We start from the raw sequence: 23,335 nt of genomic DNA on the forward strand, positions 1-23,335 counted from the left end.
GGGGTGTTATGAAGAGGTTGGTCTTAATCCTTGGTTTTCTTGCAATCATCGCGTCTTCCTGGGCGCTTATCTTCCACGGTGTCGCAACACCGCCCGGTGGAGAGCACGCCTGGGTTGTGACGATTGAAACTACCGCAGTGTTTCACTCAACCGATTTTGGTTCATCCTGGGAACCGGTTGAGATTCCTACAATCCGGGACTTTTTTGATGTTTTCTTTTTAACTCCGGATTCAGGCTGGACCTCGGGCAGGTCAGGTGATATCTGGCGAACCATCGATGGCGGGGACAGCTGGTCAAGGGTTAATCTCGGTGGTCCGAAACATGCAGCACGCATCAGATTTTTTGACCCTGAGTTTGGCTGGGCAGCAGGTGGCGATATCGTTCAGTTGAAAAGTACAACCGGTGGTGCCGAATGGGAGCAGATATTTTTAAGGGTTCCGCCATTTCCCGCCGGAGATACCGCTGAGTTTCAAGGGGTCTGGTTTGTTGACCGGAATTATGGCTGGTTGGTTGCCGGTCACTGGCCCAGTGGCGATACATTTTTAGGTGGACAAGGAGTCATTGCTCGAACCAGAGATGGAGGCACCGCAGATAACTGGGAGGTGTTACGCCGCGATAACAACTACGACTTTTATGATGTTTATTTCGCAGACAGCTTGCGAGGCTGGGTTGTCGGCGGTGATGACCGGAATTTCCGGGCGGTCGTTTTACATACGACCGATGGTGGAAATACCTGGGTTGAGCAGACGGTTCCGGCTGAGGCGCGGTTTCTGCGTGCGCTAAAGTTCATCAGTCCAACAAAGGGCTGGGCTTGTGGCAGAAATGGTACAATAATCCACACTTCAGATGGTGGAAATACCTGGGTTAGTCAGATTTCCGGTGCTGATAGTACCCTTTTTGACATCGATTTTGCCGATTCGCTGCGCGGTATGGCTTCAGGAAACGGTGTTGTGGTAAGGACGATTGATGGTGGTGCGACCTGGCAGGTTTGCTTTAGTGGATTGGAGGAAGGGAGTAATGGGCGGTTGTTTAAAGGGCAGGCTATCCGGTGTCTGGGCACAGTGGGTCGGACGATAACTTTTGTAATCGATGAGCAAAATCGGCAGGGCACGATTGAAGTTTATGACCTGTTTGGCCGTCAGTTGGCAATCCTTGGTTTTGGCAACAATACAAAGTCTGTGGTCTGGAATGGCAGTGGTTTTGATGGTCAGCCGGTTAAATCCGGTGTCTATTTTGCTCGGCTGAAAGGGGTGTTAAATTCGGGTGTGAGGTTTGTGTTTATCAGGAGCGAAAATTAAATGAAGAAGCGATTAATTGGCATCTTTTTACTTTTTGCGTTAGGATTTGCGGAAGAGGGGGCAAGGTATCTTATCATTTCTCATCCTGCATATGTTCCAATAGTTCAACCGCTTGCTGAGTGGAAGACGAAGAAAGGGGTGAAGGCGAAAGTTGTTTCTGTGTCGGAAATTGGCTCGACCCCTTCACAAATCCAGGCTTATATCCGGGACGCTTACAACAACTGGCCTGTAAAACCGGAGTTCGTGCTTTTGGTTGGTTCACCCAGTCAAATTCCAAGTTATGGCGGTACCACCGACTGTTACTATGGGGATATGTCTGGAGATTACAAGATGGAGATTTCGGTCGGCAGATTCTTTGCAATGAACGCCCGGGAGTGCAGTACAATGGTTGCCAAGGTCCTTGCCTATGAGAAACCGAACCTGCAGACAATTGACACCCTTTATTATCTGAAAGGGACTACGGTGGTACGTGAGGATAACCCTCCCGATGTTTATTATCAGGCAGATGCCAGACTGGTACGCAGTTACTGGCAGACTGCCGGCTATGTTTTAACCGAAAGTCTGTTGAACAACGCGGGTCACAACACCAGTCATGTAAATGCTGCCGGCATTGACGGCAGGATGTTTATCACTTACCGGGGACAGGGTGTTTATGACTGGTGGTCACCTTTTAACGGAGTTGACCCTTCAAGCTGGAATAATGGGTCAAAGTTACCGATTGTTGTTTCCGGTTCCTGTGCAATGATTGACCTTTCCTCCCAAGGGGGTGGTATGCAGGGTGACCGGTTTGTTCGGGCAGGAACACCTTCTGCGCTCGGCGGCGTACTTGCCTATTTTGGAACAACAAATAGTGGTTCACACATTTCCGACCGGCGCAGCGCCTGTTATCGTGGTTTCTTTACCGCCCTGTTTCAGGAGGGTGAATACCGTCTTGGTCCAGCAACACTGCGGGGCAGGTTCTGGGTTGATTCGCTTTTTCACCAGCAACAATATTACCAGGAGTGGAATCTTCTTGGCGACCCGGAGTTGAATGTCTGGACCGGTGTTCCACGACAGGTTACGGTTCTGTTCGACTCGGTGATTGAGATGGCGCCGCAGGAGATGGTCATTACAGTTTTACGAAATGGGGTTCCGATCCCTGGTGTTCTGGTGTGTGTGTCGATGGACAGCACGATTTATGCAGTGGAAACAACCGATGTGCAGGGCGAGGCTCATATCTTGGTGAACCCAACTCACATCGGGATGATGGAGCTGGTTGTCACCGGGAAAAATATCCTGCCTTATGAGGGAAGGGCACGGGTAATAACAAGTGGTACACCTTTTATTATTAAGGTTCACAGTTCTATTGACGACTACCTGGGAAATCACGACGGGTTGATAAATCCCGGGGAGCAGTTTCGTTTGACAGTCAGTTTGAAAAATGTGGGAGGTGTTACCGCGACCGGTGTTACCGGTCTGTTAAGGGTGTCATCACCGGCATTGCAGGTATTTGATAGTGTATCAAATTATGGTGCCATTGCACCAGACTCAACCCAGAATGGTGACCCGTATGAACTGTGGGTTGACAGTTTGGTGCCCGATGGGTTTGTTATCCCGGCGACGATTCTGGTCCGAGATGAGGCAGGGGATTCCTGGCAATATCCGCTTGATTTGATAGTACGGGCGGGTTTAATCAGGGTCAATACGGCATACTTTATTGATTCAGCACCCGGTGGAAATGGTAATGGCAGGGTAGGTAGACTGGAAAGCGGTTTGGTCCAGCTGGCAGTGGTAAATCAAGGCGGTGGTGCGCTGGAGAGGGTGCAGTGTATTATCACCTGTCTTGATACGAATGTGGTGGTAGTGGATTCTTCGGGTTATTATGGCAGGATTGACTCGGGTGCGATAAACAACGGTTTGCTGGACCAATTTGCGATTTCCGCTGGACCCGGGCTGATACGAAATCAACCGGTACGCTTTTTTGTGAGAGTTCAGGGCGATGGTGGTACATACCGTTATTCGGATACATTCAGTTTTGAACTTTCCGGTGAAGAAGGGGTAACAAGCGAACCGACTGGACCTGATGTATATGGTTACTGGTGTTATGATGATACCGATACAGCCTCGGGACGAGCACCGGTTTACCAGTGGCTGGAACTGGCGCCGCCCGGACCGGGTACGGTTATTTCCGGCGTTTCCGATTCGGATGCGGTGACAATAACATTGCCCATTCCGTTTACATTCCAGTATTATGGTACAAGAGACAATTTTGTCTCAATCTGTTCCAATGGATTTCTGACGCTGGGATATACCACTTATCGTTTTGGTTCCAACCGGCAGATTCCCGATACCGCCGGACCGCCTTTTATGATTGCTCCTTTCTGGGACGATTTGAATCCCGATGAAACCCGCAATGGGTACGGGACCGCATATCAGTATTTTGATACCGTAAATCACCGCTGGATTGTGGAGTTTAAGGATTTTGCGCATTACAATCAGCCTAACATCCGCGAGAGTTTTCAAATAATCTTCTATGACCCGGCTTACTATCCAACACCTACTGGCGATGGCGAAGTGGTCTTCCAGTATCAACAGGTTGCGCTGGGGTCAAGTTGTACTGTGGGCATTGAGGACGGGACAGAAACGCAAGGAATCCAGTATCTATATAACAACAGTTATGCGTCCACTGCTGCTTATCTTCAGGCGAACCGGGCAATAAAATTTACTACTAACCCGCCGAGAAACATTATGAGTCCCTGGCTGGTGCTTTCTGGTGTTCAGGTGAGCGATACTCTTGAGGGCAATGGTAATGGATTATGGGAAGCGGGCGAACGGTTGGAGGTCGCGGTTTTTCTGCAAAATCGGGGGAGTTGTGATGCGGTCAACAGTGTTATTGTCCTGAATTCAGAAGATGGTGATGCGGTTATTTTCGATTCAGTCTCGGTTTTAGGGTTAATTCCTGCCGGTGCGACAGTTAGCAACATTGCCAATCCGTTCCGGCTGGAGATTGTGCCTCAGCCGGAGGATTCAATTCTTGAATTCGGGCTGAGAGTTCAGGCAGAAGGATACATTACACTAAATTACTTTTCGCTCGGGATTTCTGGTTTAACCGGAGTAGAGGAAAAGCGGTCAGGGTTGCAGGTGGTTGGAATTGAGAAAATTAGACCCAATCCGATTAGCCGTTCTACAGTGCTTTACTATACTCTTGCTCAAACCGGTGAGGTTGACCTTGCTTTGTTTGATGCTTTGGGTCGCAGGGTCAAAACAATTGAACGCGGTGTTAAGTCCGGTGGTGTGCATCAGGCTCGTCTTTCTTGCGATGGGCTTTCAAACGGGGTATACTTCTGCCGGCTTTTGGTAAAAAACGGTACGGAAGAGAAGAAGTTTATTCAAAAGGTGCAGATTGTTCGGTGAGGAGTTATTAGAAAAGAGGTAATTAGTGAGATTGCTACTGATTCTTCCTGCTCTCTGGTTCGTGGTTACTTTCTTTAATACGGGATGCAATTCCGGTCTTCCACCTCAAAAACCGCAGATATTTGCCCGCCGGGATAGTGGGGCAGTTGGCGACACAATCATAATTCAAATCTACACTCTGGACCCCGAAGACCAGATGGTAACATACTGGGTTGAATGGGGTGACACAACTGTACCGCAATGGTCTTACTTTTTCCAGAGTGGTGATACCATTGAGCGCACCCATATCTATTGTACTCCCGACACCTATTTTATTCGGGTCAAGGCACGAGATATCGACCGAAATGAGTCGCCCTGGTCTGATAGTTTTAAGATGAGAATAACCGACACCATCACACCGGGGAGTTAAAGCCGGTTGACAGAGTTTGGTTTCTTTCGAAACCGGCGCCCCGATTTTTGTATTATCGCTATTAACTTGCCTTGTCCGACAATTTGATTAAACTCAAAAAATGTTTAATGAACTACTCAAGGTGATAAAGACTTTACGACAGAAGTGCCCGTGGGACAGAAAACAGAATTTAAATTCAACCCGTCCCCTTTTAATAAATGAAGTATTTGAGCTCGATGAAGCGCTGCGCCGCAAGGATAAAGCAGCGATTCAAGAGGAACTTGGAGACTATCTATTTATGGGTTTATTCTTGGCGCACCTTCTTGAAGAAAAAGAGGGTGTAAAACTCAATCACATTCTTGCCGGCGTGGTGGAAAAGTTAAAGGTCAGGCATCCGCACATTTATGGAACTGTTAAGGTAAAGGGTGCGGATGAGGTCCTTCGGAATTGGGAAGAAATCAAGGCAAGGAAAGGGCGACGTTCTATCCTCTCCGGGATTCCGATGGGTCTGCCGGCGTTACAGCAGGCGCAGTTGATTCAAGAGCGATGCCGCCGGGTTGGTTTTGACTGGGAGAATCCGAGGGAAGTTCTGTTAAAGGTGGAGGAAGAGGTCGGGGAATTGAAGAGGGAGTTGGGCCGGCGCAGAGTATACCAAAAGCGGGTTAAGGAGGAGTTAGGCGACCTGCTTTTTGCTCTGGTTAATCTTTGTCGTCACCTCGGGGTTGATGCCGAGGGTACTTTGAAGGACGCAAACCGAAAATTTCGCGAGCGTTTTGAGGTTGTGGAGCAGGAGTTCAGAAGACAGAAAAGAGATTTAAACTCAGTTTCGTTAAGGGAAATGGAAAACGTGTGGCAGCGGGCGAAGAAACAAAATAAAAGAAAAGCAAAGGGTAAAAATAAAAATTGAACAGCAGGTTGATTCACAGATGGACACTGAGATGTTTGACACCGGCAAAGAAGCAGGTATAATCACCGAAACGAGTCAAAATAAATCAAAAAGGAGAGCGGATGGTAGATAAATTGAAATTAACGGCTGTAGTTTCATGTTTTTTTCTTCTGTTTAACTGCGGGCCAAAGTCGGATAAGCCTGAAAGTACTAAACCAGCGCAGGAGTTTGTGGCACAGATAGAAACGCTGGATTCAATGACAGTGGCGAGTCTGAATCGAACTGCGCCTTACTCGGACATCGGAAATGCGATGAATGAATTGAGTGAATGGTTAGAAGCAAACAAGGTTACGGCCGCGGGTGCCCCTTTTGTTTTTTACTATAACAGCCCGCAGCAGGTACCTGCAGAAAGTTGCAATTGGGCGGTTTGTATTCCGGTACCGGCAGCAACGACGTCCGGTCATAAGGGTGAAATCGTTGTAAATAAATTGCCCGCGATGGATATCGCCTGGACGATACATACCGGTGGTTATGACAATGTTCAGTCAACCTATGATAAGTTGCTTGAGTGGATTGACGAAGAGGGGTACGAAGTTGTCGGACCAGCAGTTGAGTTTTTCCTTACCAACGAGAATGTACCGGTTGAGTCGATGAAGACCAAAATCGGGTTTGTGGTCCAGCCTCAACCCGATAACGAGATGGAAGAGGAGAGCGAACCGGCAGGAGACGGAGGTTGATTTTGACATTTCCACCTGGGACGGGTGTGGAAGTTGGCGGATTGAGGTTTTAGTTTTTGAGGACGATGTCTGAGTCAGATATAATTCAGCGGATAAAAGACGCCGAAAACGAAGCAAGAAAAATGGTTGCCGAGGCCGAAGAGGAAAAAAGGCGCGCGGTCGCCGAGGCTGAGGCGGTGGCATCAGAAGTTATCGCACGAACCCGGGAACAGCTTCGGGAGGAATTTGAGCAGGCGTTGACGAAAACGAGTTTAGAGGCAGAAGCGATGTTAAGAAGATTGTTGAAGGAGGCAAATGAGGAGGCGGAAAGGGTTAAAAAAATTCCGCAGGAGCGTTTTGATAAGGCGATAGAATTAGTTGTGCGTATGGTAAAAGAACGATGGCAATAGAACGGGTCTCCAAGGTTGCGATTGTCATTCACCAATCTAAAAAAGCTGAATTCCTAACCAAACTCCAACAGTTAGGGATTTTGCATATTGTACGGATTGCTGAGTCTGACGGCGAAAAACGTTTTGCTGATGAAGAGGGTAATCTCAATCAAATCCTGGGAACGATTGAATTACTGGATAGTTTACAGGATAAAAAGAAAGCAAAGGGAAAAGTACTTCTTGACCGAATGGAGTACGAGCGAATCGCGACGGAATTTGATATTGAGAAGAGGATAAAAGAAATTCAGCGGTTGACGACGAAACGACAGGAACTCGAGTCAAGGCTGAAGTTTCTGGAAGAGGAGATAAACCGTTTAAAACCCTGGGAAAATTTGAAGCACTCGGTTGCCGAGTTTGGTAGTTTTACCAGCGTCAAGGTTTTGTTGGGCAAGTTTCCTACCCGGCAGGAGTATCTTGATGCCCGGTCCGCGCTGGGCGAGAAGTTGGCGGTAATGGAAGAGGTCGGCGAAACGCGAGGTACGGTGTTTGCAGTGGTTTTAGTTTATCGGGAGGCGTTAGAAGATGTTACGGCGATTCTTAACAACCGACATTGGGAAAATGTCGAAATGAAAGATGAAAGCCGCTTGCCAGCGGATGTTATTAGAGACCGGCAACGGGAACAGGAACAAATTAAATCGGCATACGAAGAGGTGGAAAAGGAAATTGCCCGATATGCTGCGGAATTACCACAACTGAAAGCACGTGCTGATGCTATTATCAATCAAATCAAACGTCTGGAGGCAGAGTCTCGTGCGCTCTGGACCGATTCTGCTTTAATAATTTATGGCTGGATTAGAGAACGGGATTACAAAAAGCTGGTGCGTTTGGTTGAAGAGATGAAAACTGCGGTTGTGACTCGGGTACAACCAGAACCGGGCGAGGAACCACCGGTTGCTTTGGTTAATCGCCGTCTCTGGAAGCCGTTTGAGCTTGTTTTAGAGTTGTACCAGTTACCTTTACCAAATGAACTTGACCCAACCTGGTTGATTGCTCCGTTTTTTGGGGTATTTTTTGCCCTGTGTCTTACCGATGCGGGATATGGTATAATTGTAGCGCTGGCGGCTTTACTCTTGATGCGAAAAATGGGTATGGACAACAAGCTATTAGGAATAATCCTTATCGGTGGACTACTGACAATTCCAGCTGGAGCATTGGTGGGAGGCTGGTTTGGCGATTTGCCTGACCGACTTGGGATTTCGTGGCTTGTTGATTTGAAAAATAAGTTTTTATGGTTTGACCCGATGAAAGAGCCGATGAAGTTTTTTGTGCTGTCCCTTGCACTGGGGTATCTCCAGTTGATTGCTGGTATCGCTTTTGAGATAGCAGATTGTATTCGGGTGAAAAATTATGGTGAGGCGTTCCTTGGTCAACTTCCCTGGTTTTTGTTTATCAATAGCCTTGTCTCGCGACTTATTCTAATGCGTTCTTTACCCGTTTGGGTTAGTTCTCTTCTTCTAATCGTTACTCTTCTTTCTGTTGCCGGGATTGTGGTTTGGACCCGACGGGAAAAAGAGACGATGGTTTCTCAGACACTGTGGTTTTTCTTAATTGCCGGGCTTTTAGTTTCCATCGCCGCTCGACTGGGCTGGTTGCCCGAGGAGCTCCTTTTGGTTCGATGGGTGGTTTTGGGTTTGTTTTTTATTATGTCCGGATATGCAATTTATTCCATTTTACATCAAATTTTAATAAAACAGGGTGGGCAAAGAGGTCGGTTACAGTGGTTGCCTTTACTGTTAGGTATCGGAACAATAGTGACTATTGTACTTTATTTCCTTAAAACCCTGCCGGCGATAGTTCCGGGTTTGTTCGGTACCGCATTCTACTTTTTTGCGCCCGTCGGTAAAAGATTACTCAAGAAATTTGTCTGGGGTAGCTATGCTCTTTATGGGGCGACGAGTTATATCGGTGTATTACTTTCTTACATCCGATTAATGGCTCTGGGGATGTGTACTGGCGGGGTGGCAATGGCGATAAATGTGATTGCCTGGATGGTCGTGCGGGTACCGGTTGTCGGAGTTTTGATGGCGTTGATTGTGCTGGTAATTGGTCATACTTACAACATCGCGGTCAATGTTTTAGGGGCGTTTGTTCATTCGCTCCGCCTGCAATATGTTGAGTTCTTCCCTCGCTTTTATACTGGTGGGGGAGAACCTTTTGTGCCTTTCAAAGAAGTTCATCAATTTGTAACATGGAAATCATAAGGAGGCAAAATGGTTGATCCGTTTGGTCTGGCAATGGCATTGTTAGGTTGTGTCGCTGCGGTTTTGCCAGCCGGTATCGGTTCAGCAATGGGTATCAGGCTGGTTGCTGAAGTCGCAAATGGGGTTATGGCGGAAGACCCGAAAAAGTTCGGCAATCTATTTATCCTTGTGGCTCTTCCCGGTACTCAGGGTTTTTACGGATTTTTGGGCGCATTCCTGGCGATGATGAAACTTGGCATTCTTGGACAACTGGCGCCGATTACGATGGGTCAGGGTCTTCAGATGTTTGCCGCCTGTTTGCCGGTTGGTATTGCCGGTTGGCTTACCGCGATATGGCAGGGGAAAGTTTGTGCCGCAGGAGCGGAACTGGTGGCGAAGCGTCCGGCAGAATCGACCAAAGCGGTGATTTTTGGGGCGCTTGTTGAGACCTACGCCGTGCTTGGCTTACTGGCAACGATATTCTTACAGATGGGTGTAAAGCTGGGTTAAACCGTGGGAACTGCCGAACTGATTGAGAAGATACACGCTGATGCCCGTTTAAAGGTAACAGCGATTCAAGAGGAGAAAAAACGAGCGCTGGCAGAAATTGAGCAGCAAACCCAGAAGATAATTGAGACGCTCAAAAAGGAGAACGCCGAAAGGCTCGAACAACGGATTCGGGCTATGAATGACCGGGCTCGAAGTCAAGCGCAACTGGAAGGGCGTAAAATCGTTCTTGAAGCGAAATGGCAGATGATTGACTTAGTGTGTACCGAGGCAAAGAAGGTGATTTTAAGCAGCCCGGATTATCCGAAAATCATAGAGAAACTTGTGAAAAAATACGCATCGCCCCAAGCTTCAATTCACCTGTCACCTGATGATACAAAACGATGGGGCAAAGTAGCAGGCATTACACCGGGTGAACCGGTACCAATTACAGGTGGAGTGATTATTAGAGTAGCTGCGGCCGGTCATGCGGCTGGTAAAGAAGAGCTTGACCTTTCCCTGGACACAATTTTAAATCAGGTGCGGGAGGAGTTTTGCACGGAACTCGCCGCAATTCTTTTTGCGTCCCAAGAGAAGGACAATCGGTCTGAAGGGCAAGAGTAATAAGAAGAGACAAAGTGCGCTGTCTTGTAACTGGGGCACGGGGGCTTCTGGGGAAGTATTTAGTCAAATACTTGTACAGTCAACAGAACGAGGTTGTTCAATGGGACTTGCCGGAAAATGATGTTACCCTGGTGGAACAGGTTATCAATGGGCTGCACTCATTAGACCCGGATGTGGTCTTTCACCTTGCCGCATGGACTGATGTCGATGGTTGTGAGGAAAATCCTGCCCGGGCAATGGCGGTTAACTTTCAAGGAACCTGGGCGGTAGCTCTGGGTACCGCGGAAATAGACGCTAAACTGGTTTACATCTCAACGGATTATGTGTTTGATGGCAACACGAAAAGGGCGTATCGAGAGTCAGACCGTCCCAATCCATTGTCGGTTTATGGCCGGTCTAAGATGATGGGTGAACAGGCGGTAAGGCGCAATAGCCGCAGATGGTTTATCGTAAGGACAAGCTGGCTCTTTGGAAGCGGGGGGAGAAATTTTGTTGATACCATCCGGCAGAAGTGCGCGGTGGAGGCGGAGATTAAAGTGGTAGCAGACCAAGTTGGTTCTCCAACTTATGCTCGGGATTTGTGCGAACCACTTTTAGAACTTGCCCGTAGCGAGCATTATGGCATATACCATCTGACAAATTCGGGATTTTGTTCATGGTTTGAGTTTGCTAAAGAAATTGTTCGCCTTTCTAAAAGTAATTGCGCAGTAATCCCGATTACATCTGAAGAAAGTGGCCGTTGCGCATTACGTCCTCGATTTTCAGTTCTGGAGAACAGAAACTACCACCACCGGTTTGGCAGAGTTTTAAGGCCCTGGCAGGAGGCACTCAAGGACTATTTTGATGAGATATCGTCAACCTAAATTAGCCGTTGACTGCATTATTTTGTTGGGTAAACGTATTGTGCTGATTGAACGTTTGAACGAGCCTAAGGGTTGGGCACTGCCGGGCGGTTTTGTGAATTATGGAGAAACAGTGGAAGAAGCGGTGCAACGCGAGGTAAAAGAAGAAACCGGTTTATCTCTGAGCGGGTTGCGTCAGTTTCGCGTGTATTCAGCGCCGGACCGCGACCCGCGCGGGCATTGCGTTTCGGTTGTATTTGTGGCTCGAGGCCGGGGTAAGTTGAAGGCAGGAGACGATGCCCGGTCCTATAAACTTGTTGCACTGGATAAGGCGACGAAGGAAAATCTCGTTTTTGACCACCAACAGATTATCACCGATTACTTGAAATCTTTAAGAAAAACCTGATTAAAATGGGTAAGCGTTAAGCTGTGTTGCCCATTTTGCCAAAGTTTCTCGTCGAGTCCGGTCATCCGCAGGTAAAGTTAACGGTCGTCCCCGGGCATCGATAATAACTCCAGAAATGCCACCTTCAACCTGGGATTCGTAGGTTTTTCCTGAACCAGCACCAACATCAAACCCTCGTTCGGGCGTTATGATTGCTCGAGCAGTTTCTCCTACCGGTAGCGGCAGGCACTTTATATCGCCAAAGTTTACCCGTGCTTCCATCTCTTCACCATTCGACCTTACTATCTTTACATGAACACAGGGACGTCCCTCTTTGCCCTGTCCGGCGGGAGCAATGCTGGTGCCCAGATGAATCAGGCAGTCTTTTTCGAACACCTCCTGGGCGGCTTCCGGGTGAACTTCAGTAAGGACGCCAAGGTGAGGCATCATAAAGATTGAATCAACCGTGAGCCGGGTTACTCCTTCAGGCTGGAAGGCGTCAAGGAGCATCATTGCGGCTTGTGCCCGTCGCGGTGCATGAGAGAGCGCACCGCCCGAACCGACAACAAGGTTTAGTTCCATCATATTTACGAGGGTTTCGCCCGTTCGAGCCTGAGCAAAGGCATCAGAAATTGTACGTTCCTGCTGAATACCTTTTAACCCGACCGCCATTGATTTGTGATGTTCCAGTGCCAAGCGGAGCGCTTCCCGGGCAATTGCCTGTTCCAGTTTCAGGTCTTCAAGAGTCGATGGGATAGTGGTCGGACGAATCATTTTGTTACGGATACGATTGCGCACTTCGTTGGGCGGAATTTCTAATGGTAGCCAGCGAATGATATTCTCTTCTCCCGCTTCGACCAAAACATTGGAGACCGAATACGACATACCAAGGTTTGCGGAAACGGTACGGTTGAAAATACCCTGGAATACACTGAAAACATCGGTTGTGGCGCCGCCGATGTCGACTCCGAGAACCGCGATGTTCTGGGTTTTGCCGATGTTTTCAATTAGCAGTCCAACCGCACCGGGTGTGGGCATAATCGGAACATCGGTCCATTCCATTAATTTTTTGTATCCCGGAGCGTGTGCCATTACATGTTCCATAAAGAGGTCATGAATTTTGTGGCGCGCTGGTCCGAGATTTTCCCGCTCCAGAACCGGCCGGATGTTTTCGACAATCACTAAACTGGTTTTATCTTTTAAGGTTTTTAATACCAATTCCCGGGCATCGCGGTTCCCGGCATATATCACCGGTAGATTGTAGCCGATGCCGAAGCGTGGCTTTGGGTCAGCCGCGGCGATTAGTTCCGCCAGCTCAACAACATGGGAAATTGTACCACCATCGACTCCACCAGACAAGAGAATCATATCAGGCCGCAGGGTTCGAATTCGCTCAATCTTTTCGTGCGGAAGGCGGCCATCGTTAGATGCAATGACATCCATAACAATGGCACCAGCACCTAAGGCAGCACGGGCAGCGCTTTCTCCGGTCATCGTTAAGACCACTCCGGCAACCATCATCTGCAAGCCACCGCCAGCCGATGAGGTAGAAATATAAATGTCAGTACCCTCTTTTTCACTCGATTTGGGCTTATAAATTTCATCGCCGCGCACGAGTTTGACCCCGGACAGTTCTTCGACCTCCATTACCGAATTGAGTACCCCTTTGGTTACATCTTCAAATGGTGCTTCAACGGTAGTGGGTGCTTCACCGCGAACGATGAGTCGGTATTCAGTCCCACGTTTTTCAATCAGGATTGCCTTAGTTGTTGTCGAGCCACAGTCTGTGGCAAGAATACGGGTTATTTTTTCTTTTTCAAATGTTGATTTCTTCATAATTTCTTACCTTCTTGTGCCGGATGTTGTTTTTCACTTTTTGGAGTTTGGGAGCGGTTTTCTTCCAGGGATTCAATGGTCTGGATAAGAAGTTCGATATTCTCTCTTTCTTCGAGTAGTGCTGCGACCTCATCATATTGATGAAAGGGGAAAATTGCGGTAATTATCGGTTGAAAGAAAACCATCAACTGAGAACCAACAAAGGAGAGTGGTTTTACCGATTCAAGCAGGACGATGGCGACTGGGGTAAGACGCAGGTCTACCGTCTTCCGGGCGATTTTGTTAATTATTTCGGTTCGTCTTGCTGGGTTAATATCAGTGGGAAACATCAGCCTTGAAAGTTGACATCTAATTGCCGCGAGGCTTTGGCTTCATCCAGGCGCCGTACCGGTGTTGTCCAGGGTGCGCCGGTCAAATTTTCTGGTTTAGTTTGAGCTTCAAGGGCGATTGCCTTCATCGCGGCAATGAACTCGTCTAAAGATTCGATTGATTCAGTTTCTGTGGGTTCAATCATCAACGCCTCAGGAACGATTAATGGGAAATACACGGTTGGAGCATGCAGTCTAAAATCCAGTAAACGTTTTGCAACATCAAGGGTTCTGACTCCAAACTGTTTAAGATTGGTGCCGGAAAATACGACCTCGTGCAAAGAACGCCTTTGATAGGGGAGGTCATAAACACCTTCTAACTCTTTGCGGATGTAATTGGCATTTAGAACGGCACATTCGGCAACATCTTTTAACCCTTCGGCACCCAGCATCCTAATGTAAGTATAAGCTTTGACAAGCACCGCAAATTGTCCCTGGAAGGCAAGTACTCGGCCGATAGAATCGGGTCGGTTGTAATCGAACAGGTATTTTCCATCCTGGAACTTAATGACCGGTTTAGGCAGGAAGGGCTCAAGGTGTTTTTTTACTGCTACGGGACCAGAACCAGGACCACCACCGCCGTGTGGGGTTGAAAATGTTTTATGGAGGTTGATGTGCATCACATCAAATCCGGCGTCGCCGGGACGATGGATGCCGACATAGGCGTTGAGGTTGGCGCCATCGAGGTAAACGAGGGCGCCGTAACTGTGCATAACTTCGCAAATCTCTTTGATATCTTTTTCAAACATCCCCAGGGTATTGGGGTTGGTGACCATCAAACAGGCAACGCAGTCTGAGCAGGCACGTTTTAGTTCCGCGATGTCAATCAGTCCTTCGGGTGTTGATTTGATTTGAACGGCCTGGAATCCAGAGAGCGTTACGGAAGCCGGGTTGGTGCCATGGGCTGAATCTGGAATCAGGACAACAGTTCGATTTTCACCCCTTTTCTCAAAGTACTTGCGCACCATCAAAATTCCGGTGAGTTCTCCTTGAGCACCCGCAGCGGGTTCCAGTGTTATGGCGTCAAAGCCGGTCAGTTCTTTTAAATATTCGCCCAGTTCGTACATCAATTGGAGGGCACCTTGTACCAGTTCTTCGTTCTCATGGGGGTGCAAGTTGGTGAATCCGGGTAGTCTTGCGGTCTGTTCGTTGACCTTGGGGTTGTACTTCATAGTGCAGGAACCAAGGGGGTAAAAACCTTTGTCAACATGGTGATTTAAAATTGAGAGCCGGGTGAAATGACGAACAAGGTCAACTTCACTAACTTCGGGCAGACGATTGTCGGTGCGATATTCTTCGCCGAACAGTTTCGCTAAATCAACTTCCGGGACATCAAGTTCGGGAAGAGACCAAGCCCTACGTCCCTTTTTTGAATAGTCAAAGATCAGTTTTTCGTTCTTCATTTCTTTTGCCGTACAGTTTGAATAAAGTAGCTAATTGAGCGGTTATAGGTTCGTTCGGCTTCGGGTGGGAAAAGGCACCCGGGCAGTTCGTTGTTCGGGCGGTGATAGGCGATGCATTCGCAGCATTTGCCTTTCCGGGGACAAGGTTCATAGGTGCAGGTGCAACTATTAAGGTTTTTCTTCAATGAGCATTCCATATCTTATGCACTAAAAGTTTTAAGGAAATCAATGTAACGGTCAAGTTCCGCCCTGGTGCGTTTTTCCGTTGCGGTTATTAAAAGCCAGTGGTTCCATTCGGGGTTGAAATTTCCCAGGTCAACACCGGATAGTATGCCAGATTCGATGCCCGATTTTACAATCTCCCGGGCAGGAACCGGCGTTTTGACAGTAAATTCCCGGACAAACTTCCGGTCACTCAAGAGCGTAAAACCAGGTATGTGTTTGATGGCGTCGGCGATGTAGTGAGTTTTGGCACAGCACTGTTTTGCGATTTCTTTAATCCCTTCACGCCCTGCCCAGGTTAGATAAATGGTGGCGATTAGAGCACACAACGCCTGGTTCGTGCAGATGTTAGAGGTGGCACGTTCCCGGCGGATGTGTTGTTCCCGGGTCTGCAGCGCCAGAACATAACCAATTTTTCCGGTAATATCGGTCGTTCTTGCCGCAATTCGACCGGGCATATGACGAATGTATTTCTTCTGGGCAGTGAAGATTCCCAGATAAGGTCCACCGAAATACAAAGGGATTCCTAAACACTGGCCTTCGGCAACGGCAATGTCGGCATTATAGGCACCGGGCGGCGTAATGATGCCGAGACTGATTGGGTCAACAGCGCAAACGAAAAGGGCGCCTTTTTCATGGGCGGTCTGAACAATCTCGCGAACCGGTTCAAGGTATCCAAAGAAGTTTGGGTGCTGGATTAGTACCGCCGCAGTGTCGTTATCAATGGCGTCATTAAGCGCTTTGAGGTCCGTGGTGAGATCAGCGGTGTAGGGCAGGGTTTGAATCGGGACATTTAAACCGGTGGCATAGGTGGCAACGACTTCGCGGTAACGGGGGTTGATGGTACCCGAGATGAGGATTTTGTGGCGGCTGGTAATGTCCCGTGCCATATGGACCGTTTCGGCAAGGGCTGAGGCGCAGTCGTACATTGATGCGTTGGCGACCTCCATTTCAAACAGCCGACAGATAAGCGACTGAAATTCGTATATCACCTGCAGAGTGCCTTGGCTGACTTCGGCTTGATAAGGGGTATAGGCGGTATAGAACTCGGGTCGGGAGATAATGGCGTCAATTACAGGAGGGATATAATGGTCATAGGCGCCGCCGCCAGCAAAACAGATGAGTCGGTCGGTGCCAAGATTTTTATCGGCGAGGCGTTTGAGTTCGACTGACGCCTCCAATTCAGAGAACGCCGGGGGAAGATTAAGAGGGTTTCGGAGTTTCAGTTCTTCAGGAATGGAGTCAAAGAGTGAGGCAACATCTTTTACTCCGATTTTCTGTAAGAGGTACTGGATGTCTTCTGGAGTGTGAGGAGTGAACTTCATTTTTTAATGGTGTTGCGACCTTTGAACAAGATTGGTGTACGCCTCTTGGTCGAGAAGTGTTGACAGCTCGGCAGGGTTGGAGATTTTTATCTTGCACAACCATCCCATGCCATAAGGGTCACGGTTAACCATTGCCGGCGCATCACCTTCCTTTTTGTTAATCTGGGCGTTGGCTTCAATTACCTCTCCAGATACTGGGGCATAGATGTCGGAAGTTGCTTTGACCGCTTCAATAAAACCGATAGTCTCGGTTTGTTTTACCGTTTTGCCCAAAGCGGTGATTTCTACATAAACAATGTCGGACAGTTCCTTCTGGGCAAAATCGGTGATACCGATGGTGGCGATATCGCCTTCTACCCGGACCCACTCGTGGGTTTTGGTGTATTTCAAATCAGCCGGAATAGATGACATTGTGCCTCCTTACTTTTTTCTGGAACCATGCTTATAAAAAGGTGGAGCAACGACGACCGCTTGATGCCGTTCGCCCCGGATTTCAATCGTCAGTTTCGTTCCGACACTGGCTGATTCCCGTTGAATATAAGCCAGGGCAATGCCTTTGTTCAGAGATGGAGAAAGCGTGCCTGAGGTTACAAATCCAATCGGGTTGCCATTGGCAAACACGGAAAGTTTGGGACGAGGTATCGCCCGGTCTTGCATCTCGAGACAGACAAGCCGGCGCCGTGGTTTTTCCTTTGCAACCTGTTGCAAAACTTCAGCACCGATAAAACCACCGGGTTTATCAAGTTTTACTACAAATCCCAGACCTGCTTCAAGCGGGTTTGTTGTTTGGTCGATGTCGTTGCCATAGAGACAGTATTTCATTTCCAGTCGCAGGGTGTCGCGGGCACCAAGTCCGATAGGCTCAATTTCAAACTCCTTGCCTGCTGCCATAAGTTCATCCCAGACTTTAAGCGCCTGTTCAGCCGGGATGTAAAGTTCAAACCCGTCCTCTCCAGTATAACCGGTGCGGGAAATCAGGACATCGACACCGGCAACTTTTCCTTCCGCTGCCCAGTAAAATCCAATAGGCGATAGGTCAATTGATGAGATTTTCTGCAAGCAGAGTTCCGCTTTCGGACCCTGAACCGCCAGCTGGGCGACTTCGGTTGTGACATTTTCTAATTGGACATCACCAAAGAGGTGGTCTTTTAACCAGGCGGTGTCTTTTTCATTGTTGGCGCCGTTGACAACAAGGAGAAAATGGTCGGGCAGTCGATAAACCACCAGGTCATCAACGATACCGCCGTCAGGGTAGCACATTACTGAATACTGGGCTTGATATACTTCGAGGCTTGAGGCATCATTGGTGGTCATTCGGTTAATAAATTGTAATGCATTGGCACCCCAAACTCTAATTCTTCCCATATGGGAGACATCAAAAACACCGACGGTGGTTCTAACCCGATGGTGTTCCGGAATGATGCCCCGGAATTGAAGAGGGAGTTGGTAGCCTGCGAATTCGACAATTTTACCACCAGCGGCAAGATGCCGAGAATAAAAGGGAGTTGTTTTACTCATAAGAAAAAAAATGTTAACAAGAAATATATAACAGTCAAGAATATGAATTTAGGGTGACACCCCAAAATCCCGAATTACTCAATCAAGGGATTAATCCAATTTAGTGTGGATAACTCACAAGAAGACATTTGCCAACGGCTTCGGCGTTGATTGCCTTAAAATGGTGGTGGGTTAAAATAAGTGGTTAATTGCGTAAAATGGAGGTGGTAATGTGGACGGTAAAGGTTGTGCGTTCTTTCAGTGCCGCGCACTTTTTAAGTGGCAATGATGGCCGATGTGAAAATATGCACGGTCATAACTATCGGGTCGAAGTGACAGTCGGTTCGGATCGGTTAACGCCACCCGGTATGGTGGTAGACTTCATCGAACTGCGTTCTAAGGTTGATGCGATTCTGCCGGACCATCGGTTGTTAAATGAGGTGTATAACTTCCCGCCCACCGCAGAAAATCTTGCCCGGCATTTTTACGAGGAGTTAAAGAAGGTTTACCCTGTTCTCAAAGTTACGGTCTGGGAAAATGAAGATTGCTGTGCCGAATACTTTGAGGATTAACGGGGGATAATCAACTTAACTGAATATGGGGTTTGATTTTCGGGATGGAGAATCAGAAAGTAAATCCCGGAACCGGGTAAGGTAATTTTTGATTGCCTCTGGTCGAAGCGGTAAACTTTTTTCCCGGCGGGGTCATAAAGTTCAACAGTTCGAACTCCTTCCGGCAGGGTCAGTTCGGTTCGGGTGAAAATTGTGTTGCCCGAAATGGGGTCGGGCGCGTTACGGTGTTGGAACCCGGCAGGAGACACGTTTATCGGTTTTGAGCCGGTGTAAACTTGGGTTAGTTGTAAGGCGCGAGCGGCATTAACCATACCGTAGCCGAAAAGATTGTCCTTTCCTGGTGAACCCATATCAATAGCACTTGCCGCAAGGATGGCTCGCACTTCGTTTGGGGTAAGGGCAGGATTTAGCGAGAGGATAAGCGCTGCGACGCCGCTGACTTCGGGACAGGACATTGAGGTCCCGTTGGCAATTAGATAACTGTTATCCGGCGCGGTTGATGTTATCGTAACACCGGGCGCAACAACCTCTTGTTCTGGTCCGTAGTTGGAAAACGATGCCAGTTCAGACAGTTCGTCGGTTGCCCCGACACAGACGCAGGTGCTCAGGCGAGCGGGATAAGAGACATTAGCTCTGCCATCGTTTCCAGCAGCGGCGATTAAAATCGCTCCCCGGGAAAGGGCATAGTTGCAGGCTTCGTTTAAAGGTGTGGTAGTGGCATCACCGCCAAGACTTAGATTGATTACCCGGGCGCCATGGTCTACTGCCCAGCGGATTCCAAGGGCGACATCGGTAAGGTTGCCGTTACCAGAATCGTTGAGCACCCGAACGGCAAGGAGCTGAACCTGTGCCCAGCCCGCAACACCAATAAGGTTATCGGTAACCGCCCCAATGATTCCGGCGACATGGGTACCATGAAAGGCATTGGGAAGGTTGGGGTTGTCCGGTTTCGGGTCGTTGTCCTGGCCGACATAGTCATAGCCCAGTTCATTTGTTTGGAAGTTCCGGGCAAGGTCGTAATGGGTGTAGTCAACGCCATTGTCAACAACCGCAACCTTGATTGTTCCTCCTTTAATAATATCCCATGCCTGGTCCGCGTACATAACCCATTTGTCCCACTGAGTGCTCAAGAACATCGGGTCGTTCGGGATAAAGAAGGTACGTGCCGGATAATCAGGTTCTACAAACCTGATTCCAGATATTTCAGCAAGTTGTTGTTCAACATTTGTTAAAGATAGAGTAGTTGGCGTTTCAATTACGAGAAATCGGGCTGATGTGTCAATCAGTTTTATTTCAATACCGGTGAGATGAAGTTTTTTGACGATGTTCAGTTCAGCACCGGGTTCAAACCCGATGACAAATCTGCCCGGAATTGGCTCTCCGGATGTAGATAGTGAAACCGGACCAGTCGTGTCTGCCACGGCACTATGATAAAGACTTTCAAGGGCAAACATCCGCCTGATGTCGTCCGATGTAATTGCCGGGCAGTCCTGTCTTGGAAAAATGTTGAGCAGAAGAAGGGTGAAGATATAGACCATGGTCTATTCGATGAAGAACCTTGCCCAGTAGGTCTGGGTTGTACCTGTGGTATTGACAAAAACAAGGTAAAATGTGCCGGAAGCGGAGAAACTGTAAGACATGCTGAGTTCACGAATGTCCTGCTGTTCGTAAAGAGGGGTACAGGGTTGATTGGTGCGGAACCGGTTAAAGTTTTCCTGGTCAAGAATGAGAAAACGGCTCAGGGTTCCGCTCGTTGCGGTGCGGGTGTCGCCGATGAGCGTTTCCTCAATCTGGGCATTGAATTCAACCCAGCGGTAAAAGCGGTTAGCAAGGGTGAACTGGCCATGAAACACATTGCGCTGCTCAATTGTCTGAATTTGGACATTGATTGTGTCGCTGTAACCTTTGTTGCCGGAAAGGTCGGTCGCGATACAGTACAGGTAATGCCAGGTTCCTTCCGGTAACTGCCGGGTATCCCATTGAACCGTAACCTGGTTGCTACTTTCCTTTGCGAACAGCGTGCCATCGGCGTAAAATTCAATTGCGGCGACCCCGATTGAGTCAAAAGCCTCAGCCGTAACATCAACAACGCCGCTAACCATACTCGAATCCGCGGGCGAACGGATAATGCAAATGGGTGGGGTTTGGTCAAGTTGGAGTAATAGGTCGCAACCGGTGATGAGCAATAGCAAGGGGATAAAAGGTTTAAATCTCATACTCCTCGCCTTTTTGCGGAATTAACACTTCGGGAATGCCCATTTCCAAAAGTGGGGTACGGAGCGCCTCAGCCGATTCCAGTTCGGAGTGGACCAGAAACACCTTTTTGAGTTTTTGGGGGTTAATGTTTTTGACATATTCAAGTAGCCCATTACGGTCAGCATGGGCGCTAAACTCATCCATCACTTCGACTTCGGCGCGCAGTTCGTACTCTTCTCCTAAGATTTTTACCACTGGCTGGCGTTCAGCAATTCTCCGTCCCAGGGTGTGTTGAGCCTGAAAAGAGACAATGAGAATCAGGTTGTTGGGGTTACCGATGCCGTGTTTTAAGTGGTGAAGCACCCGGCCGGCTTCGCACATTCCGGATGGGGAAATGACAATACAGGGTTCAGTGAGGTAGTTCAACTTCTTAGACTCCTCGGCATCATCGATGTAGCGCAGACCGGGAAAGTCAAACGGGCCGCCCGCATCGTCAATTAACATCTGGGTTTCGTCGTCAAAATAGGCGGTACTGTTGCGGTAAACCTCGGTGACGCGGCTTGCTAAGGGGCTATCCACGAATACCGGGATATCAGGAATGGCGTTTTGTTCCCGCAACAGTTTAAGATGGTAGACGATTTCCTGTGCCCGCTCCACGGCAAATGCGGGAATGATGATTCTACCGCCGCGGTTAACCACCCGGTTGACAATTGTTGATAGGCGCCGGCTAACATCCTCATAGGGACCGTGCTGCCGATTGCCGTAGGTTGCCTCCATTATCAAACAGTCAACTGCAGCAACCTGTACCGGGTCACGGATGATGGGCATTTTCTTGCGCCCCAGGTCACCGGTAAAGAGGACGCGCTTGCCTTCGGCTTCGATGTCGATGAGCGCTGAACCAAGGATATGTCCGGCATCGTGAAAAACGAGGGAGAAGGGACCAAGGTTTTGCATCCGGGCATAACCGACACCTTCAAGATGGTTGATAGCCCGTTCTGCATCTTCAGTTATGTAGATGGGTTCTTTGGGTTTTTCACCTTTTTCCCGGCGCTTTTTGTTTAAGTAACGGATGTCAGACTCCTGGATTTTTGCCGAGTCGAGCAGTAACAACCGGGCAAGCGCAACGGTTGGTTTGGTCATCAATACCGGCCCATTAAACCCATTTTTCACCAGATTGGGCAGGTTGCCGATGTGGTCAATATGGGCGTGGCTGGCGGCGCACCAGTTTATCTTTGCCGCTTTAAACGGTAGATGGCGATTTATTTCTTCCGCCTCCTGGCGATGTCCCTGAAATAAGCCGCACTCGAGGAGTAACTGGTATTTGCCCGATTTCAGGATGTGCTGAGAACCGGTTACGGTCTGAACACCGCCCCAGAACTGGATTCTCACTTTACCAGGCTCCGGATGGTGCGCATATTCTCTTTGTCCTCTTTTGTTGAAGTACGAGGTGTTTCCATAATTCCGGGCAAATTTTTCAGTAAAGGATGGTTGACGATTTCCCGGAAGCCGTTGATGCCAATTTCGCCCTTGCCGATGTGCCAGTGGCGGTCAACCCGCGAACCGAAAGCGGTTTTGGAGTCGTTCAAATGGAGCAGGTACAGTTTGCCAAAGCCAATTGCCCGGTCAAACTGGCGTAAGGTTTGGTCAATGCCCTCTCGGGTGCGCCACTCGTAACCGGCTTCAAACGAGTGGGCGGTGTCAAGAGTTACACCAATCCGGTCTTTCTGTTCCACCCGGTCGATAATCGCGCCAATGTCCTCAAACCGGTAACCAACTTCTGAACCCATGCCCGCGGTGTTCTCAAGCAGGATTTTTACCCGGTTGGCTACACGGTTAAGGATGAAGTTGATGTTGTCGGCAATGCGCCGCAAGGCTGTTTTTTCATCATCACCCAGCGCTTTGCCGACATGGACAACAAGAAACTCAATCCCGAGGAGGTCGCAACGCCGGAGCTCCTCCGCGATGTTTTCGATTGACCTTTTTCTGATGGTTGAATCGGACGCAGCGAGGTTGGGTAAGTACGGGGCGTGAGCAAAAACCGGATAGATGTCCGCCTCTTTCATATCGGATTTGAACTTTGTTATATCATCTTCTTGAAGTTTGGTTGCTGCCCAGCCCCGCGGCGAACGGGTAAACAACTGAAGTGTCTCGCAGCCCAGTTCAACAGCCCGTGCCCGAACATTGGCAAAACCGCCGGCGATTGATATGTGAAAACCGAAGCGCATGCTGTATTGAAATGTTAACACCAATTGTATCCCAGTCAAGTTGT

General features: G+C 48.7%; 23 protein-coding genes. 12 read left to right on the forward strand and 11 right to left on the reverse strand.

Annotation, left to right across the window (positions count from 1 at the left end):
* Positions 1–8 precede the first annotated feature (8 nt).
* From HPY86_00650 to HPY86_00700, 11 genes are all read left to right on the forward strand, one after another.
* Entirely contained in the window at positions 9–1,298 is a 1,290-nt protein-coding gene (locus HPY86_00650; protein ID NPV13432.1) for a hypothetical protein, read from the forward strand.
* Positions 1,299–4,691, forward strand: a complete 3,393-nt coding sequence (locus HPY86_00655) for a T9SS type A sorting domain-containing protein (protein NPV13433.1) — start codon at positions 1,299–1,301, stop codon at positions 4,689–4,691.
* A gap of 25 nt (positions 4,692–4,716) precedes the next feature.
* Positions 4,717–5,100 (forward strand): hypothetical protein, encoded by a 384-nt coding sequence (locus tag HPY86_00660; GenBank protein NPV13434.1) that lies wholly within the window; start codon positions 4,717–4,719, stop codon positions 5,098–5,100.
* A 100-nt stretch (positions 5,101–5,200) separates the two neighbouring features.
* On the forward strand, positions 5,201–5,986 hold the full coding sequence (gene mazG, locus HPY86_00665; GenBank protein ID NPV13435.1) for a nucleoside triphosphate pyrophosphohydrolase: 786 nt from the start codon (positions 5,201–5,203) through the stop codon (positions 5,984–5,986).
* A gap of 209 nt (positions 5,987–6,195) precedes the next feature.
* Positions 6,196–6,702, forward strand: coding sequence for a GyrI-like domain-containing protein (locus HPY86_00670; protein ID NPV13436.1), 507 nt, complete (start codon positions 6,196–6,198; stop codon positions 6,700–6,702).
* Positions 6,703–6,767: 65 nt separating this feature from the next.
* On the forward strand, positions 6,768–7,091 hold the full coding sequence (locus HPY86_00675; protein ID NPV13437.1) for a hypothetical protein: 324 nt from the start codon (positions 6,768–6,770) through the stop codon (positions 7,089–7,091).
* On the forward strand, positions 7,082–9,331 hold the full coding sequence (locus tag HPY86_00680; protein ID NPV13438.1) for a V-type ATP synthase subunit I: 2,250 nt from the start codon (positions 7,082–7,084) through the stop codon (positions 9,329–9,331). Before HPY86_00675 ends, HPY86_00680 begins: the two co-directional genes overlap by 10 nt.
* A 9-nt stretch (positions 9,332–9,340) precedes the next feature.
* On the forward strand, positions 9,341–9,820 hold the full coding sequence (locus tag HPY86_00685) for a V-type ATP synthase subunit K (protein NPV13439.1): 480 nt from the start codon (positions 9,341–9,343) through the stop codon (positions 9,818–9,820).
* Positions 9,821–9,823: 3 nt separating this feature from the next.
* Complete coding sequence (locus HPY86_00690) at positions 9,824–10,420, forward strand: hypothetical protein (protein NPV13440.1); 597 nt, start codon at positions 9,824–9,826, stop codon at positions 10,418–10,420.
* A 14-nt stretch (positions 10,421–10,434) separates the two neighbouring features.
* Positions 10,435–11,283: a dTDP-4-dehydrorhamnose reductase gene (rfbD, locus tag HPY86_00695; protein NPV13441.1), complete on the forward strand. Its 849-nt coding sequence runs from the start codon at positions 10,435–10,437 to the stop codon at positions 11,281–11,283.
* Positions 11,264–11,668, forward strand: coding sequence for an NUDIX hydrolase (locus HPY86_00700; protein ID NPV13442.1), 405 nt, complete (start codon positions 11,264–11,266; stop codon positions 11,666–11,668). The genes rfbD and HPY86_00700 overlap by 20 nt, the downstream gene beginning before the upstream one ends.
* Here HPY86_00700 and HPY86_00705 read toward each other — a convergent pair whose 3' ends face one another.
* The 7 genes from HPY86_00705 to gcvT are packed head-to-tail and all read right to left on the reverse strand — an operon-like array spanning position 11,669 to position 18,319.
* Positions 11,669–13,483: a methylaspartate mutase gene (locus HPY86_00705; protein NPV13443.1), complete on the reverse strand. Its 1,815-nt coding sequence runs from the start codon at positions 13,481–13,483 to the stop codon at positions 11,669–11,671.
* Positions 13,480–13,812 carry a hypothetical protein gene (locus tag HPY86_00710; protein NPV13444.1) on the reverse strand — a complete coding sequence of 111 codons (333 nt, stop codon included), beginning with the start codon at positions 13,810–13,812 and terminating at the stop codon, positions 13,480–13,482. The genes HPY86_00705 and HPY86_00710 overlap by 4 nt, the downstream gene beginning before the upstream one ends.
* Positions 13,812–15,254: an aminomethyl-transferring glycine dehydrogenase subunit GcvPB gene (gene gcvPB, locus HPY86_00715; protein NPV13445.1), complete on the reverse strand. Its 1,443-nt coding sequence runs from the start codon at positions 15,252–15,254 to the stop codon at positions 13,812–13,814. Before gcvPB ends, HPY86_00710 begins: the two co-directional genes overlap by 1 nt.
* On the reverse strand, positions 15,251–15,451 hold the full coding sequence (locus HPY86_00720) for a hypothetical protein (GenBank protein ID NPV13446.1): 201 nt from the start codon (positions 15,449–15,451) through the stop codon (positions 15,251–15,253). Before HPY86_00720 ends, gcvPB begins: the two co-directional genes overlap by 4 nt.
* Positions 15,452–15,454: 3 nt before the next feature.
* On the reverse strand, positions 15,455–16,801 hold the full coding sequence (gene gcvPA / locus HPY86_00725) for an aminomethyl-transferring glycine dehydrogenase subunit GcvPA (protein ID NPV13447.1): 1,347 nt from the start codon (positions 16,799–16,801) through the stop codon (positions 15,455–15,457).
* Positions 16,802–16,804: 3 nt separating this feature from the next.
* Positions 16,805–17,212 carry a glycine cleavage system protein GcvH gene (gene gcvH / locus HPY86_00730; protein ID NPV13448.1) on the reverse strand — a complete coding sequence of 136 codons (408 nt, stop codon included), beginning with the start codon at positions 17,210–17,212 and terminating at the stop codon, positions 16,805–16,807.
* A gap of 9 nt (positions 17,213–17,221) precedes the next feature.
* The gene (gene gcvT, locus HPY86_00735) at positions 17,222–18,319 is read right to left on the reverse strand and encodes a glycine cleavage system aminomethyltransferase GcvT (protein NPV13449.1); all 1,098 of its coding nucleotides are present in this window, start codon (positions 18,317–18,319) and stop codon (positions 17,222–17,224) included.
* A 197-nt stretch (positions 18,320–18,516) separates the two neighbouring features.
* On the opposite strand from gcvT, the gene queD reads away from it, so the two are divergent.
* Entirely contained in the window at positions 18,517–18,870 is a 354-nt protein-coding gene (gene queD, locus HPY86_00740) for a 6-carboxytetrahydropterin synthase QueD (protein ID NPV13450.1), read from the forward strand.
* Here the strand turns inward: queD and HPY86_00745 are convergent.
* Genes HPY86_00745 through HPY86_00760 form a run of 4 tightly spaced genes read right to left on the reverse strand, consistent with a single transcriptional unit; the run spans position 18,867 to position 23,291 of the window.
* Positions 18,867–20,408, reverse strand: a complete 1,542-nt coding sequence (locus tag HPY86_00745; protein NPV13451.1) for a S8 family serine peptidase — start codon at positions 20,406–20,408, stop codon at positions 18,867–18,869. The two genes, queD and HPY86_00745, sit on opposite strands and share 4 nt — an antisense overlap.
* A gap of 3 nt (positions 20,409–20,411) precedes the next feature.
* Entirely contained in the window at positions 20,412–21,086 is a 675-nt protein-coding gene (locus HPY86_00750) for an Ig-like domain-containing protein (protein NPV13452.1), read from the reverse strand.
* Positions 21,076–22,455, reverse strand: a complete 1,380-nt coding sequence (locus HPY86_00755; protein NPV13453.1) for an MBL fold metallo-hydrolase — start codon at positions 22,453–22,455, stop codon at positions 21,076–21,078. The genes HPY86_00750 and HPY86_00755 overlap by 11 nt, the downstream gene beginning before the upstream one ends.
* The gene (locus tag HPY86_00760; protein ID NPV13454.1) at positions 22,452–23,291 is read right to left on the reverse strand and encodes a deoxyribonuclease IV; all 840 of its coding nucleotides are present in this window, start codon (positions 23,289–23,291) and stop codon (positions 22,452–22,454) included. Before HPY86_00760 ends, HPY86_00755 begins: the two co-directional genes overlap by 4 nt.
* Between the last annotated feature and the right edge of the window lie 44 nt (positions 23,292–23,335).

Source organism: candidate division WOR-3 bacterium (genome assembly GCA_013177935.1).
In the GTDB taxonomy this organism is placed as follows: Bacteria; Hydrothermota; Tepidihabitantia; order Tepidihabitantales; family Tepidihabitantaceae; genus Tepidihabitans.